This is a genomic window from Pseudofrankia saprophytica, from assembly GCF_000235425.2.
Taxonomy (GTDB): domain Bacteria; phylum Actinomycetota; class Actinomycetes; order Frankiales; family Frankiaceae; genus Pseudofrankia; species Pseudofrankia saprophytica.
In genome coordinates this window covers 6,807,458-6,823,034 of the sequence record NZ_KI912266.1, presented here as the reverse complement: position 1 = coordinate 6,823,034, position 15,577 = coordinate 6,807,458, and the positions used below count along the sequence as shown (strand labels likewise).

At 72.3% G+C, this 15,577-nt stretch carries 10 protein-coding genes; 9 read left to right on the top strand and 1 reads right to left on the bottom strand.

Translation table 11 applies throughout. The features are described 5' to 3' along the window. Positions 1 to 961: 961 nt before the first annotated feature. From FRCN3DRAFT_RS0228780 to aceB, 3 genes are all read left to right on the top strand, one after another. The gene (locus tag FRCN3DRAFT_RS0228780; RefSeq protein ID WP_007514043.1) at positions 962 to 3,220 is read left to right on the top strand and encodes an MMPL family transporter; all 2,259 of its coding nucleotides are present in this window, start codon (positions 962 to 964) and stop codon (positions 3,218 to 3,220) included. Positions 3,221 to 3,529: 309 nt separating this feature from the next. Continuing rightward, positions 3,530 to 4,786 (top strand): glutamate-5-semialdehyde dehydrogenase, encoded by a 1,257-nt coding sequence (locus FRCN3DRAFT_RS0228775; protein ID WP_007514041.1) that lies wholly within the window; start codon positions 3,530 to 3,532, stop codon positions 4,784 to 4,786. A gap of 248 nt (positions 4,787 to 5,034) precedes the next feature. Then, positions 5,035 to 6,678, top strand: coding sequence for a malate synthase A (aceB, locus tag FRCN3DRAFT_RS0228770; protein ID WP_007514040.1), 1,644 nt, complete (start codon positions 5,035 to 5,037; stop codon positions 6,676 to 6,678). Between the two features lie 18 nt (positions 6,679 to 6,696). Here aceB and FRCN3DRAFT_RS0228765 read toward each other — a convergent pair whose 3' ends face one another. Continuing rightward, a complete protein-coding gene (locus FRCN3DRAFT_RS0228765) occupies positions 6,697 to 7,755 on the bottom strand; it encodes a CE1 family esterase (RefSeq protein ID WP_269799839.1) in 1,059 nt (352 codons plus the stop codon). A 60-nt stretch (positions 7,756 to 7,815) separates the two neighbouring features. Here FRCN3DRAFT_RS0228765 and FRCN3DRAFT_RS49955 point away from each other — a divergent pair, with 60 nt between their 5' ends. From FRCN3DRAFT_RS49955 to FRCN3DRAFT_RS46840, 6 genes are all read left to right on the top strand, one after another. Continuing rightward, the gene (locus tag FRCN3DRAFT_RS49955) at positions 7,816 to 8,316 is read left to right on the top strand and encodes a MarR family winged helix-turn-helix transcriptional regulator (RefSeq protein ID WP_007514038.1); all 501 of its coding nucleotides are present in this window, start codon (positions 7,816 to 7,818) and stop codon (positions 8,314 to 8,316) included. Between the two features lie 165 nt (positions 8,317 to 8,481). Further along, positions 8,482 to 9,372, top strand: a complete 891-nt coding sequence (locus FRCN3DRAFT_RS0228755; RefSeq protein ID WP_007514037.1) for an AAA family ATPase — start codon at positions 8,482 to 8,484, stop codon at positions 9,370 to 9,372. A gap of 36 nt (positions 9,373 to 9,408) precedes the next feature. Further along, a complete protein-coding gene (locus FRCN3DRAFT_RS0228750; RefSeq protein WP_007514036.1) occupies positions 9,409 to 10,830 on the top strand; it encodes a vWA domain-containing protein in 1,422 nt (473 codons plus the stop codon). Between the two features lie 118 nt (positions 10,831 to 10,948). After that, the gene (locus FRCN3DRAFT_RS49950; RefSeq protein WP_083401613.1) at positions 10,949 to 12,034 is read left to right on the top strand and encodes a DUF4349 domain-containing protein; all 1,086 of its coding nucleotides are present in this window, start codon (positions 10,949 to 10,951) and stop codon (positions 12,032 to 12,034) included. Between the two features lie 112 nt (positions 12,035 to 12,146). Continuing rightward, positions 12,147 to 13,853, top strand: coding sequence for a DUF885 domain-containing protein (locus FRCN3DRAFT_RS0228740; RefSeq protein ID WP_007514033.1), 1,707 nt, complete (start codon positions 12,147 to 12,149; stop codon positions 13,851 to 13,853). A gap of 130 nt (positions 13,854 to 13,983) precedes the next feature. Then, the gene (locus tag FRCN3DRAFT_RS46840; protein WP_007514031.1) at positions 13,984 to 15,447 is read left to right on the top strand and encodes a DUF4349 domain-containing protein; all 1,464 of its coding nucleotides are present in this window, start codon (positions 13,984 to 13,986) and stop codon (positions 15,445 to 15,447) included. The last annotated feature ends 130 nt before the right edge of the window (positions 15,448 to 15,577 follow it).

The following is a 15,577-nucleotide window of genomic DNA, read 5'->3' as shown; positions in this document are numbered from 1 at the left end:
CCTTCCCGCCGGTCCGAGCCCTCCCCGCCGATCGGGCCGGGCCCGCCCGCGCGTCGCCGCGGCACGGCGGCGGATCGGTGAAAGCCGCGTCCAGCGGCGCCGGGCGCCGGGCGTCGAGCACCGGGCGGCGGATCGGTGGAGATGCCGAGAGCATCGGTAGCGTAGGCGATCCGTTCGTGTCCGGTTCGCACCCCGTGCCCGCTCGGCGCGGCCGGAGTGCTGGCGTAGCGGTTCGTACGCGCGCGGACGTACGTCGATGCCGCCGTCGGGCTGACGACGCCAGCCACGCCAGGCAGCAGGCTGGTCACCATGACCTCACCACGAACCGGCCCGGCGGCGGATGGCGACCGGCATCGCGCGGCTCGCCCGCGCGATGGCTGACCGCCGCCGAGGTAGGGCCAGCCCCACCCGGCCCCGGGGGTCTGGGGCCGCCAGGAGCCGCCGGTTTTCTGGACCCAAAGCCGGTGGACAGCTCCAGTGACCATCGCGCCGCCATCCACGACTGTTTGGGGCGTGGGCGGCGCGCCGGTGTCCAGGCGGTGTGGCACCCGCTGTGTCCTACCTCACTTCTTGCCGATCGGCCGATGCGTTTTTCAGATCTGGGCCGTCTTCTCGATGACCGCGCCGAGTTCCTTGGCCTGCGCGGGCGGGTTCGGGACGCCGTGCGGGGCGGCCCGGTCCGCCGGGTGGGCCGGGCGGTTGAGTGGCCTATCAACCGAATAACGGATGGGCGCCGTCGGGCGGCCGCGACATCATCGAGGTCACTCGCCTCGAACGGGAGCTGTCGTACCTGCTCAGTACCTTCGGTGCCGTCCGGTGGCGACAGCCCCACGTGGCTCGCGGGCGCCGTCACCGGGCGCCTGCCGGCGCCGCCCGCCACACCCGCACGCCTGTTCACGAGTGACCGCCGCCTGCGCCGTCGACGACGAGCGAGCCCGAGAACCGACCGGGAGAGAACACCATGAGGGACGTGGCCCCCGAGCAGGACAGCTCGGAGACCCAGCTGCCTCCGCCTTCACCGCCGCCCGCGCCGCCGGACCAGCGCCGCCCGTCGTGGCGCAGGTGGGTGGGAGCGGTCGGCGTCGTCTTCGTCTTCTTCATCGTCGGCGTCGTCGGCCTGCCCTTCCAGGGCAAGCTGGGTGAGGTCCAGAAGAACGACAACGCCTCGTACCTGCCGGGGTCCGCCGAGTCGACCAAGGTCGACACCGAGTCGGAGAAGTACCGCTCCGTGGCGACGATCCCGGGCTTCATCGTCTACCAGCGCGACGGCGGCCTGACTGACGGCGACAAGACGAAGATCGACGGTGACCGCGCGGCCTTCGGCAAGATCGACGGGGTGGCCGCCGACCAGATCGGGCCGACCCAGTTCAACAAGGACGGCTCGGTCGCCTCGGTCTCGGTTCCGCTGATCGGCAAGAACGGCGACGTCGAGGTCGACGGGGAGAAGCTCAGCGACACCGAGAAGTCGATCATTGATACGGCCCGCGACGAGGCTCCCGACGGCCTGAAGATTCACAGTGCCGGCGCGGGCGGCCTGCTCGTGGCCTTCATCGACGCGTTCGCCGGGCTCGACGGGCAGCTGCTGCTAGCGGCAGGTCTCGTCGTCATCATCATCCTGCTCGTCGTCTACCGCAGCCCGATTCTGTGGTTCTTCCCGTTGCTCAGCTCGGTCTTCGCGCTCGGCCTGTCCTCGCTGGTGATCTATCCGTTGGCCAAGCACGACGTGCTGACGCTCACCGGCCAGAGCCAGGGCATCCTGTCGGTCATCGTGATCGGCGCAGGCACCGACTACGCGCTGCTGCTGGTCAGCCGGTACCGGGAGGAGCTGCACGACCACGCCAGCCGGATGAACGCCATGCTCGCGGCCTGGCGGGGTGCCGCGCCGGCGATCGCCGCGTCCGGTATCACCGTCGTTCTGGGTCTGCTCTGTCTGGCGCTCGGCGAGCTGAACTCGAACAAGAGCCTCGGGCCGGTCTGCGCGATCGGCGTCGCCTGCACGATGCTGTTCATGTTGACCTTCCTGCCGGCGTTCCTGGTGCTGTTCGGCCGGTGGGTGTTCTGGCCGCGCCGGCCGAAGGTCGACCACCAGGCCGACATCGCCACCCACGGCCGGTGGGCGCGGATCGCCGAGCTGGTCGGCCGGCGCGCCCGGCTCGGCTGGATCTCGACCGCCGTGTTGCTGCTGATCTGCGTCGCGTTCCTGCCCGGGTTGCGCACCGGCGGCCTGTCGACGATGGACAGCTTCACCTCCGAGCCGGACGCGATCGTCGGACAGAAGATCTTCGACGCCAACTTCGACGCCGGTGCCGGCGCCCCGGCGGTCATCACGGCGAAGGCCGACCAGGCGAACGCCGTGATCGCCGCCGTGTCCAAGGTCCAGGGCGTGGACACCAAGCCGGGCTCGGTCTGCGTCGAGGTCGACTACGGCAAGATCCCCGACGCGCTGAAGTCCGGGGCGGTCACGCCGGCCGACCTGGCCGGCGGAGCCTGCCCGCCGGCGGCCATCCAGGTGAAGCCGGTCGACGGCCGGCTCGCGATCGACGCGACGCTCGCCTACCGGTACGACACGTCGGAGGCGGACGCCACGGTCCTGCGCATCCGGGACGCCGTGCGCGCGGTGCCCGGCGCCGAGGCGCTCGTCGGCGGCTCGACGGCGGTCAACCACGACGTCAACGCGGCCTCTCGGCACGACCGCAACCTGGTGATCCCGATCGTGCTGCTGGTGATCCTCCTGGTGCTCGGACTGCTGCTGCGCGCGCTCGTGGCCCCGCTGCTACTGATCGCGACCGTGGTGCTCTCGTTCGCCGCGTCCCTGGGCGTGTCGGCGGTGATGTTCAACCACGTGTTCGACTTCGCCAACGCCGATCCGGCGTTCCCGCTGTTCGCCTTCGTCTTCCTGGTAGCACTCGGCATCGACTACAACATCTTCCTGATGACCCGGGTGCGAGAAGAGGCGTTGATGTTCGGCACGCGCAGTGGCATCACGCGCGGGCTGTCCGTCACCGGCGGCGTCATCACCTCCGCCGGGCTCGTGCTCGCGGCCACGTTCGCGGTGCTGGCGGTGCTGCCGCTGGTCTTCCTCGCCGAGGTCGGCTTCACGGTCGCGTTCGGCGTCCTGCTGGACACGATCATCGTGCGGTCGATCCTGGTCCCGTCGCTCAGTCACGAGATCGGCAAGAAGATCTGGTGGCCGTCCAAGCTCGCCCGCGCGGCCGACTGACCGTACAGGCGGTGACCTGATCCAGGCGCAGCTTCTGATCAGGCACAGCTCCAGGAACCGGAGACCTGAGGCCGCGCGGTCAGCCGCGCGGCCTCAGGCTGTCCAGCACCATCCACGCTGGCTGGCGCCCGTCTCACGGGCGCCCGTCTCACGCGCGTCGGCCGCGCGGGGGAAGGTAGCCTCGGAGACTGGTGCGCCGCGCCAGCGCCGCGCCGGTTCGGCATGTTCGCTGATCTTCGGTCGGCCGTTCGGTGGACCGCGATGCCGGCTCAGGGGTGACCCCTGGGGCCCGGTGAGAAGGGAACGGTCATGCAGGTCTCCGCGGAGGACGTCCGAGCAAGCGCCGTGCGCGCGAAGCGGGCCGCGGCGGCGCTGGCCCCACTGTCGCGGGCCGCGAAGGACGCCGCGCTGCTGGGGATGGCGGACGCGCTGCTGGTGCGCGCCGAGGAGCTGCTCGCCGCCAACGCCGAGGACGTCGCCGCCGCCCAGGCCGCCGGCACGGCGGCCGCGATGGTCGACCGGCTCACCCTCACCGAGGCCAGGCTCGCCGGGATGGCCGACGGGTTGCGCCAGGTCGCCGGCCTCGACGACCCGGTCGGCGAGGTGATCCGCGGCCGGGTGCTGCCGAACGGGATGGAGCTGCGCCAGGTGCGCGTCCCGCTCGGCGTCGTCGGGATCATCTACGAGGCCCGGCCGAACGTCACCGTCGACGCCGCCGGGCTGTGCCTGAAGAGCGGCAACGCCGCCCTGTTGCGCGGCAGCGCCTCCGCGGTGCACTCCAACATCGCGCTCGTCGGCGTGCTGCGCGACGCGGCCGAGGCCGCGGGGCTGCCCGCCGACGCCGTCCAGCTGGTCCCCGGCGTCGACCACGAGTCGGTCAAGCACCTCATGCAGCTGCGCGGGCTGGTCGACGTGCTCATCCCGCGCGGTGGCGCGGGGCTGATCCGCGCCGTCGTCGAGGAGTCGACGGTGCCGGTGATCGAGACCGGCGTCGGCAACTGCCACGTCTACGTCGACGCGGCCGCCGACCTCGACATGGCGGTCGCGATCGCGCTCAACTCGAAGACCCAGCGGGTGTCGGTCTGCAACTCCGCCGAGACCCTGCTCGTGCACGCCGACGTCGCCGACGAGTTCCTGCCCCGGGTACTCGGCGCGCTCACCGAGGCCGGCGTGACGGTCCACGGCGACGACGCGGTCCGGGCCGTCGCCCCGGAGGCCCTGGCCGCGACCGAGGACGACTGGGGCGCCGAGTACCTCTCGCTCGATCTCGCGGTGAAGGTCGTCCCGTCGCTGGACGCCGCCGTGGAGCACATCCGCGCTTACGGCACCGGCCACACCGAGGCGATCGTCACCCGCTCGCTCGCCGCGTCCCGCCGCTTCATCGCGACCTGCGACAGCGCCGCCATCATGGTGAACGCCTCCACCCGGTTCACCGACGGAGAGCGGTTCGGCATGGGCGCCGAGATCGGCATCTCCACCCAGAAGCTGCACGCCCGGGGGCCCATGGGCCTGCCCGAGCTGACCTCCACCACCTGGGTCGCCATCGGCGACGGTCACCTCGTGTAGCGGCGAACCCTGTTCGCCGCCCTCCGGGCGGCTCCCAGCGGCCACACGACGATGTCTGCCCAGGGGGCGCGACCCCCTGGAACTCCCGATGTCGGGCTGCGCCCGACGAGCAGGTGGATCTTCTTCCCTGACCTGCGAACAGCTTCATCGTGTCCGAGTCCAGGCGTGGCGGATATATCTCCGCGCCGGGCATCGGTTTGGGTCCTGGGCGGCCAGACTGGAGCGGGTAGCCAGGGACGGAGGGCGTGATGGGTGTGACGGGCGGGTTGCGAGGGGCGACGAGCGACGGGGTGAGCGTCGAGCGTGCCGTGCGAGGGCTCGCGGCGGACGACGCGGCGGAGCTGGCCGGCGAGGTGCTCGGCGACGGGGCGGTCGCGTTCGTCGCCGGCCTGCAGCGCACGTTCGGCCCCCGTCGCCGGGAACTGCTCCACCGGCGGGCCCAGCGGCGCGCCCTGATCGCCGCCGGCGGCACGCTCGACTTCCTGCCCGAGACCGCCGACGTCCGGGCCGGCGACTGGCGGGGCGCACCGCCGGCGCCGGATCTCACCGACCGCCGCTGCGAGATCACCGGCCCGACCGACGCGAAGATGGTGATCAACGCGCTCAACAGCGGCGCACGGCTGTTCATGGCCGACTTCGAGGACGCCAACGTCCCCACCTGGTTCAACCTGCTGGACGGCCAGCGCAACCTGACCGCGGCGATCGCCGGCACGCTGACCTTCACCAATCCCGACGGCCGCTCCTACCGGCTCGGCGAGCAGACGGCCACCCTCGTCGTCCGCCCACGAGGCTGGCACCTGCCCGAGCGGCACGTGCTCGTCGACGGCGCGCCGATGTCCGGGTCGCTCTTCGACGCCGGGCTCTACCTGTTCCGCAACGCGCGCACGCTCGTCGACGCCGGCCGCACGCCCGCGTTCTACCTGCCCAAGCTGGAGAGCCACCTCGAGGCCCGGCTGTGGAACGACGTGTTCACCGCCGCCGAGGACGCGCTCGACCTGCCGCGCGGCACCATCCGGGCGACGGTGCTCATCGAGACGCTGCCCGCCGCGTTCGAGATGGAGGAGATCCTCTACGAGCTGCGGGAGCACTCGGCCGGGCTCAACGCCGGCCGCTGGGACTACATGTTCTCCACCATCAAGACGTTCGCGTCGCGGCCGGCGGAGTTCCTGCTGCCGGACCGCGGCTCGGTGACGATGACGGTGCCGTTCCTGCGGGCGTACACCGAGCTGCTCGTCGCCACCTGCCACCGTCGCGGCGCGCACGCGATCGGCGGCATGGCCGCGTTCATCCCGTCCCGGCGGGATCCGGAGGTCAACGCGGCGGCGCTGGCGAAGGTGCGGGCCGACAAGGAGCGCGAGTCGGGAGACGGGTTCGACGGCAGCTGGGTCGCGCACCCCGATCTGGTGCCCGTCTGCACCGAGGTCTTCGACGGGGTGCTCGGCGACGCGCCCAACCAGCTCGCCCGCCAGCGCGACGACGTCCACGTCACCGCCGCCCAGTTGCTGGACATCGCCGCCACCCCGGGCGAGATCACCGAGGCCGGCGTGCGGATCAACATCAGCGTCGGCCTGCGGTATCTGGAGGCCTGGCTGCGCGGCACCGGCGCCGTCGGCATCGACAACCTCATGGAGGACGCGGCCACCGCCGAGATCTCCCGCAGCCAGCTCCACCAGTGGGTCGCCGCGGGCGCGAAGCTCGCGGACGGCCGGGTCGTCACCGCGGAGCTGGTCCGCGCCGTGCTCGCCCAGGAGGTCGAGCGGCTGCAGGCCGCCGGCGGCGCCGAGGCGTTCGCGGCCGGACGGTGGAAGGACGCCGTCGAGCTGTTCGAGCAGACCGCGCTCGGCGAGCCCTACGCCGAGTTCCTGACGCTGCCCGCCTACGACCGGATCTGACCCTCGGGGGAGGGCCGGTCACCGGCGGTGGTGGTCGAAGAAGTCGAGCACGGCCTGGGTCGCCGGGAAGGTCCGGCCGGCCGCCGAGTTCCCCACCGCCGATGGGCGGTCGCTGGACGCAGCCGGTCCGCCCGGCCAGACATGAGTGCCGCCGTCCACCGTCACCAGGTCCACCTCGATGTCGCGGCCCGCGGCGCCCGCCCCTGCGCAGCCAAGATCGCGTCGCTGGCTGACACCGACCATCAGAGTCGTCGGTCCGGAGGCCGGGCGACAGCCGTAGCTCTGGACGAAGGTGTCCAGCCGGTTGACGTTGTCGGCGTAGGGCGCCGTCGTGTCCGCCGTCCCGTTGATGGCGAGTACCGACGGCCCGGAGCCGGCCGCGACGGCGGCGGCCGGGCAGGTCGACGGCGGAGTGCCCGACACCAGCGCGACCGCCGCGAACGGGAAGGGCGGGCGGCAGGCGAGCAGCCCGGCGAAAGCGCCGCCGTTGGAGTGGCCGGCGGCGTAGATCCGGTCCGGGTCGACACACAGCCGCGAGGTCAGATCAGTCAGCAGCGCGTGCGCGAAGCCGTAGTCGTCGGCGGCGCCGTCAGTCCCGAGGATGTTCCACTTGGTCGGATCGCCGAGAGCGGCGGGGGTGACCACGATGTATCCACGCGCGGTGCCGGTGGCCGCCAGCAGCGTGCTCGCTTCCTGGTCGCGCACGCTGCCGCCGAACCCATGGAAGTCGAACACCAGCGGACTGGCCGTCGTGCCCCGATAGCCGTCCGGCAGCGCCAACAGGTAGGAACGATCGCCCCCGCCGTAACGGAACGCCTGGGTACCGGCGGCGGACGGCGCCGGGCGGGCGGGTGCACAGCTCGCCGTCGCGGCGCCGGCCACTGGCGTCGCGGCGCCGGCCACCGCCGTCGCGGAGCGAGTCACCGGCGCCGCCCGCTCGGGGGTGCCAGCGCAGCCGGCGGTGATCATCGTCGCGAGCGCCGCCGCCGCGAAGGCGGCGCATACCCGCCGCCGAGGACCGCTGCCTCGGGCCGCCACCCCCGCCTGGTCGATCGAGGTGACCGTCATGCGTGTCATTTCGACAGAATAGTCAACCAAGATTGATAGTCAACGGCGGGTGTCTATTAGGCTGGGGCGGTGGGATCCAACGGAGAACCATCCAGCGAGCCGGATCTCGGGCTGCGGCTCTCGTCCGCCCACCAGGTCTGGCGGGCCCGCACCGAGGTGGCACTCGCCGCGGCCGGCCATGACGACCTGCGGCTGGCGGATCTGCAGCTTCTGCGACTCGTCGAAGGGGGCGTGGCGTCTGTCGGCGAGTTGGCCACCCTCTTCTCGGTCACCAAGCAGGCGGTCAGCCGTGCCGTCGACACCCTCGCCGCGGCCGGCTACCTCGACCGGTCGATCGACGTGGCCGACCGGCGACGGGTCCTGCTCGCGTTGACACCGCGCGCCGAGAACGCCATCGCACAGGTCCTTCGGGCCCGGGCCGCCGACCTCGACCGGCTACGGGCCACCCTCGGCCCCGACGGCGTCACGGCCCTGTGCGACGGCCTTGCCGCCGTGGTCGCCCTCGAGCCGGAGCAGGAGATCACGATCGCGCTGGCCCGCCGGCTGCACGCGACGGACGAGCCATCCTGACGAACTCTGGCTGGCCGATCGTTACCCGTCCGAAACATAACCGTCCGCACCCCAACCATCCGGACTCGTAGCAGTCCAGGTATCTGGCGGTACGCACTGGCAATATAGGACGGACGGATAACGGATCCGAGGGGATCAAGCGGACGTAGAGCGGGGAAAAGTCCCATGTCGTTGCAGGAACACGCCTTCGCCGACGTCGCGGATGTGCGCGGCCGTCTGAGGGAGACAGGCTACCTCGCCGACGAGGCGATCGCCACCACGGTCTTCCTCGCCGACCGGCTGCGCAAGCCACTGCTGGTCGAGGGACCGGCGGGCACCGGCAAGACCGAGCTCGCCAAGGCGCTTGCGGCGTCGGTCGGCGCGGAGCTGATCCGCCTGCAGTGTTACGAGGGGCTCGACGAGGCGCGCGCGCTGTACGAGTGGAACTACAAGAAGCAGCTGCTGCGCATCCAGGCCGCCTCCGGCGACAGCTCCGCGGCCGCCGACTGGCGTTCGACCCACGACGACATCTTCAGCGAGGAGTTCCTGCTGGCGCGGCCGCTGCTGTCCGCGATTCGCCGCGAGGAGCCGACCGTGCTGCTGATCGACGAGACCGACAAGGCCGACGTCGAGGTCGAGGGCCTGCTGCTGGAGGTGCTCTCCGACTTCCAGGTGACGATCCCCGAGCTTGGCACGATCCAGGCGACGCGCCGGCCGTTCGTCATCCTGACCTCGAACGCGACCCGCGAGCTCTCCGAGGCGCTCAAGCGCCGCTGTCTCTACCTCAACCTCGACTACCCGTCGGCGGCCCGGGAGAAGGAAATCCTGCTGGCCCGGGTGCCGGAGCTGCCGGAGCAGATGGCCGAGGCGCTCGTTCGGACGGTCCGCTCCCTGCGGGCGATGGAGCTGAAGAAGGCGCCGTCGATCGCAGAGACGATTGACTGGGGCCAGACGGTGCTCGCCCTCGGCTTCGACTCCCTCAACGAGGAAGAGGTCAAGAGCACCCTCGGCGTCGTCCTCAAGCACGCGAGCGACCAAGCTCGCGCCATCAGCCAGCTCAAGCTCGGCGCCAACTGACCGGCCCGCGTTCCCGCGAGCAGTGAGGGGCACGCGATGAACCTGGTAGACCGCATCGTCGACTTCACCGCGGCGCTGCGGCGCGCCGGTGTGCCGGTGAGCACCGCGGAGACCGTCGACGCGTCGCGCGCCGTCGGCGCGGTGGGCTGGCTGGACCGGGAGGCCGTCCGCGCGGCATTCGCCACCACGATGTGCAAGCGCCCGCTCTACCGCAACGCCTTCGACACCCTGTTCGACCTGTACTTCCCGCCGCGGATCGGCGACGGGGTGGCCGGCGGGGCAGACGGCATGCCTGGCGAGGGCGAGGGCGAGCCGAGCGACGAGTCACGCGACCTCACCCCCGAGGAGCTGGACGCGCTGCGCAAGGCGATGCGCGACCGGCTCCAGCAGGCGCTGCTGGACGGCGACGACGACGCGCTGCGTGAGCTCGCCCGCCAGGCGGTCTCCAATTTCGGCTCGGCGCCTGCCGGCGGGCAGAACGGCAAGTCGTGGTTCGTCTTCCGGGTGCTGCGCGCGATGTCGCCGGACACGCTGATCGCGGCGTTGCTCGCCGCGATGCTCGGCCCCCAGGACAAGGGCGGCCTCGCCGAGCGGATCGCCCGGCAGACCATCACCGACCGGATCCGCTCCTTCGAGGAGATGGTCCAGAGCGAGATCCGCCGCCGGATGGCCGAGGAACGCGGCCTGGAGGCAACCGAGCGGACCGCCGTCAAGCCGCTCACCGACCAGGTCGAGTTCCTGCGGGCCTCTCACCAGGACCTCGTCGAGCTGCGCCGGCAGGTCTACCCACTGGCGCGCCGGCTCGCGACCCGACTGACCGCCAAGCGCCGCCTCGGCCGCAGTGGCCGGCTCGACTTCCGCCGCACCGTGCGCGCCTCGCTGGCAACCGGCGGCGTCCCGCTGGAGACGAAGCACCGCCCGCACAAGCCGCACAAGCCCGAGTTGGTCGTGCTCTGCGACGTCTCCGGCTCGGTCGCGTCGTTCGCGCACTTCACCCTGATGCTCACCCACGCGCTGCGCGAGCAGTTCTCCAAGGTGCGCGCGTTCGGCTTCATCGACACCACCGACGAGATCACCCGTTTCCTGCGCGGCGTCGACCTCGGCGACATGATGGCCAAGATCGCCAAGGAGGCGGACCTGGTCTGGTTCGACGGCCACAGCGACTACGGACACGCCTTCGAGGTCTTCGCCGAGAAGTATCCCGACGCCGTCGGCCCGAAATCCTCGCTCCTGATCCTCGGCGACGCCCGCAACAACTACCGCGCGACCGCGGCCGTCCCGTTCAGGCGCCTCTGCCAGCAGGCCCGGCACGCCTACTGGCTCAACCCCGAGCCCCGCTCCTACTGGGGTTCCGGCGACTCCGCCACGACGGCCTACGCCGACATCGTCGACGAGATGGTCGAGTGCCGAAACGTCGAACAACTCGAAGCCTTCATCGGACGCCTGCTACCTACCTGATCCGCCCCGCTCGTGGATTCCGGCGACTCCCCGTGAACCAACTGCCGCCAGGCGGCGTCGAAACGGCTGACGACGCGACGCCGCGGGGCGGTGGATCGAGGGGAGCGGGGCATGGCCATTGGCGAGGCGGAGGAGATCCGGGAAGAACCGCCAGGTAGCGGATCCGAGAGCGTGGACGTGGCCATCTCACGGCGGGGGCGGCGGGGGCGGCGGGGGCGGTCCGGGCGGCGCGTCACCCGCCGGGGTCCAGCCGAGGATCGTCTGGAACGGGGCAATGAGTGTCGAGGTCCCGGCCGGCTCCGTCGAGAGCACGATCAGCAAGATCTCCGCCGCCGCTCAGGAACTCGGCGGCTATGTCGGCGAGAGCCGGGTCAGTGGCATCTCGTCGACGACCGACGATGCCCACCAGCGCGCGACACTCACCGTCCGGGTTCCGGGCGGCTCGTTCGACAGGTTGCGCGCCGCCGTCCGCGGCGTGGGCACCGTCAGCTCGGCCACCACGTCGTCAAAGGACGTCACCGGCGACTACGTCGACCTTCAGGCACGTCTTGCCGCGCTGACCGCGACCAGGGCCACTTTCGTGAGCCTGTTCGATAAGGCGACGACGATCGGCGACATTCTCACGGTGCAGCAGCAGATCACCACCGTGCAGACCCAGATCGAGCAGATCCAGGGACAGCTGACGGTGCTCACCGACCAGAGTGATCTGGCGACGCTGACCATCGAGGTCGTCGAGCAGGGCGCGAACTCGACATCCAAGAACGGCTTCGTGCGCGCCTTCGGCACCGCCTGGCGCAGCTTTGTCTACTGCCTCCAGGGGATCGTCTCCGCGCTCGGCGTGATCGTCGTGTTGCTCCTGATCGCCGGCGCCAGCTACCCGCTCGTTCGTGGCTACCAGGCGATCCGCCGCCGCGCCGCCGCTCGCCGTCCCGGCTGGCCCGATGCGGGCGCCGGCACCTGGGCCCCGCTACCCCGGTACCCGGGCCCCGTCCCGACGCGCGTCGGCACTCCGGCCGGGACAGCCCCGGCCCGGACAACGGCGGCCGGGACAACGGCGGCCGGCGGGAGCACCCCCACCGGGGCGAGCGCACCGGTCGGGGCGAGCGAGCCTGCCGCTGGCCTGGCCGACAAGCCCGAGACCGACAAGCCCGACACCGCGAAGCCCGGAACCGTGAAAGCGGACGCCGAAGAGCCCGGCGCCTGACCTGGGGTCCGATCGCCCGCGGGCGGCGCCTGCTGTGCGGTGACGAGGCACCGCCCGCGCAAGCCATACAAACCGATGGGGCCTGGTGCGACCGACCGGCTAGGTTCGGGGCATGACGCGTCCGGGGGCGGCGGCGGAGTTCACGGTGGTCGCCGACGGAGTGCTGGAAGATCTGCTGACGCGGCGGCCGACGTGGGCGAGCGCGCTGGGCGACCACCGGTTCGACGACCGGCTCGACGACCTCGGACCCGAGGCGCAGCGCGGGTACCTCGCCGCGGTGCGGGAGCACCGGGCGGCGCTGGGGCGGGTCGACATCGCCGCGCTCGAGCCCGAGGCAGCGGTGGACGCCGCCATGCTGGGGGAGTTGCTCACCGCGGCGGAGTTCGACGCCGCCGAGCTGCGCGCCCACGAATGGAACCCGCTCGTCCACCTGCCGGGCCATGCGCTGCACGGCCTGCTGGCGCGGCCGTTCGCGCCGGCCGGAGACCGGCTGCGCCTGCTCGCCGGCCGCCTTGCCGCGCTGCCCGACGCGCTGGCCACCGCCCGCCGCGTCCTCGGCCCGATGCCGCGGGTCCACCTCGAGACGGCCGTGGACCGGGCCGCGGGGCTCGCGGGCCTCATCCGCGACGACGTCGCGGCCGCGCTCGCCGAGGAGCCTTCGCTGCGGCAGGTGGTCGAGCCGCCGCGGGCAGCGGCGCTGCGGGCCGTCGGCGAGTTCGGTGACTTGCTGCGCGCGAAGCTGCCCGACCAGGCCGGGGCCGCCGACCAGGCCGGGGCGCCCGCCGAGGACGACGCCGCCCTCGACGAGGTGACCAGCCTGGGGGAGCGCGGTCCTCGGCTCGGCCAGGCGCTGTGGGAGCGGACGCTGGCGCACAGCCTGTCGAGTGATCTGACGTCCGCGCAGGTGGTCGCCGCGGCGCGCGAGCATCTCGACCGGGTGACCGAGGAGATTACCGAGGCCGCCGCCAGATACCTCGGGGAGCGGCCGGGCGCGGACGTGGTCCGGCGGGCGTTGGACCTGGTCGCCGCCGACGCGCCCGACGACGCGACGGTCGTCGCGGACATCCGCGCCGCGCTCGCCGACATCACCACCTTTCTCGCCGACGTCGACCTGGTCAGCCCTGTCGACGACCCGCTCGACATCGTCGTCATGCCGGAGTTCGCCCGCGGCGTCTCGGTGGCCTACCTCGACACGCCCGGTCCGCTGGAAACGGCGCCGCTGCCGGCGTTCTATGCGATCGCGCCGACGCCCGAGCGCTGGTCGGACGAGCGGAAGCGTTCGTTCTACCGGGAGTACAACCGCGCCGCCCTGCGTAACCTCACCGTCCACGAGGCCATCCCAGGCCATCACCTGCAGATCGCCGTCGACCGCCGTTTCCAGGGACCGACCAGGGTGCGCGCCGCCGCGCAGTCAGGATCCTTCATCGAAGGCTGGGCGGTATACGCGGAACAGGTCATGGCCGAGGCGGGCTTCGGTGGTCCGGCGGTGCGGCTGATGCAGCTCAAGATGCAGCTGCGGATGACCATCAACGCCCTGCTCGACCACGGTGTGCACTGCGCGGGCCTGACCAGGGCCGAGGCGATGGCGCTGATGATGAACCGCGGCCTGCAGGAGGAGGGCGAGGCATACGGCAAGTGGCGCCGCGCCCTGCTGACCTCGGGGCAGCTGTCCACCTACTTCGTTGGCTGGAAGGAGATCACCGAGCTCCGCCAGGCCCTTCGCCCCGCCCCCTCGGCCCTGCGCGCCTTCCATGACGAGCTCCTCGCCCACGGCTCGCCCCCGCCCCGGCACCTTCGCGCCCTGCTGACGTCCACCTGACCCGTTGGTCCGGTCCGGACGCTGTCCGCCACCCGACAGCGCCGGAATGCGCTGGATAGGTGAAACCGATCGGGGGCGGGGCGCGTCCAACGCCTGCGAGGTGCCGCGAGGCACGGATCGGAGGGCAGCGATGGCGGCGGACGAGGGGCTGGGCACCCGGGTGGAGCCGGGGTCCGATGTGGGGGCGGGCGGCGCGGGGGGAGCCACGGCGACGCTGACGAGGGAGGCACCCGCGCAGGGCCCCGCCGAGACCTCGGCTCCCCGTGCGGCCCGGGCAGCCACGCCGGGCGGTGTGTCGGCTCCACAGGCCCCACGGGCCGGTGACGGGGCGCTGCGGGCGGGCTGGCTCGCGGCGCGCGCCACGCACGCCGCCAGGCGTCAGGACGACGCCGGGGGAACGCGGATACCGCTCGGCGGAGGGCGCCAGCTGCGGGTGAGCCGGCGCGGCGCCCTCGTCGGCGCGGTGGTTCTGGTCATCGTCGTCCTGATCGTTGTCGCGTTGGGCACCGCGGGCGACGGCGGCCGCACGTCGAGCTACAGCCTGCCGGCTCCGGCCGCCGTCAAGCCCGACACCGCCGCCGGAAGCGGGTTCGCCGGCAGTGACAGCGCCGCCGGCGTCGGCAGCGCCGCCGGCGCGGGTAGCGCGGAGCGTGCCGCGCCCGCCGCCTCAGCACCATCCCTCACGGGGCCTGTGGAGCCGGGCCCCGTACCCGCGGGCGGCTCCGGCGCCGCCCGCCCGGCAGGGGCTCAGCCACGGATCGTGTGGACCGGGTCGATGAGCGTCGAGGTCCCCGCCGGCGCCGTCGAGCCGACGATCCGCAAGATCAGCGCCGCGGCCGAAGGGTTCGGCGGCTACCTCGCGGACAGCCAGGTCAGCGGCACCGCCGCGACGGGCGACGACGACCGGCAGGGCGCGACCATCACCATCAGGGTGCCGGCCGCCTCGTTCACCAAGCTGCAGAACGCCGTCGGTGACGCGGGCACCGTCCTCACCTCGACCATGAGCTCCAAGGACGTCACCGCCGACTATGTCGACCTCGAGGCCCGTCTGGGCGCGCTCGGGACGTCGCGGGCCACCTACCTGACGCTGCTCGGCAAGGCGACGACCGTCGGCGAGATCCTCCAGGTGCAGCAGCAGATCGACGGGGTGCAGATCCAGATCGAGCAGCTCGAGGGCCAGCGCAAGGTGCTGGCGGACCAGAGCGACCTGGCCACTCTGACGATCGACCTCGCGGAGACGGGCGCCCCGAGGGACGAGCCGAAGGACGAGAACGGCTTCGTCCATGCGCTGCGCACGGCCTGGCACGACTTCGTCTCCGGTCTGGAGAAGATCATCTCGGCCTTCGGCGTGATCGCGTTGATCGTTCTCGTCGTGGCCGTCCTCTACCTCCTCTACCGCCTGCCCCGCGCCCTGCGCCGCCGCGGCGACGCCCCCCGTGCCCGCTCCACGGGCGGAGGTACCAGCGGTCCGGGGAGCGCCGACGGAACGGACGGATCGAGCGGAACCGGCGGAACTGCTGGATCGGGCGGTGGCTCCCCGACTGCCGCCGCCCCCGCCGCCCCCGCCGACACGGCGGCCGGCTCCAGCGGCTGAGAGAGCCGCCGCCTGAGACGACGCGGCCTGCCCGGCCTCGGTCCGCGGGTGTCCCGGACCGAGGCCCGGGCTTCGGGGCTGTGCGGGTGGCCTTCCCGCCTCGGCGATGGGCGCGGCCGCATGGCCGTGG

Coding starts and splice junctions, on each gene's coding strand:
- FRCN3DRAFT_RS0228780 (WP_007514043.1), top strand. CDS start 962: ATGAGGGACGTGGCCCCCGAGCAGGACAGCTCGGAGACCCAGCTGCCT.
- FRCN3DRAFT_RS0228775 (WP_007514041.1), top strand. CDS start 3,530: ATGCAGGTCTCCGCGGAGGACGTCCGAGCAAGCGCCGTGCGCGCGAAG.
- aceB (WP_007514040.1), top strand. CDS start 5,035: ATGGGTGTGACGGGCGGGTTGCGAGGGGCGACGAGCGACGGGGTGAGC.
- FRCN3DRAFT_RS0228765 (WP_269799839.1), bottom strand. CDS start 7,755: ATGACACGCATGACGGTCACCTCGATCGACCAGGCGGGGGTGGCGGCC.
- FRCN3DRAFT_RS0228755 (WP_007514037.1), top strand. CDS start 8,482: ATGTCGTTGCAGGAACACGCCTTCGCCGACGTCGCGGATGTGCGCGGC.
- FRCN3DRAFT_RS0228750 (WP_007514036.1), top strand. CDS start 9,409: ATGAACCTGGTAGACCGCATCGTCGACTTCACCGCGGCGCTGCGGCGC.
- FRCN3DRAFT_RS0228740 (WP_007514033.1), top strand. CDS start 12,147: ATGACGCGTCCGGGGGCGGCGGCGGAGTTCACGGTGGTCGCCGACGGA.
- FRCN3DRAFT_RS46840 (WP_007514031.1), top strand. CDS start 13,984: ATGGCGGCGGACGAGGGGCTGGGCACCCGGGTGGAGCCGGGGTCCGAT.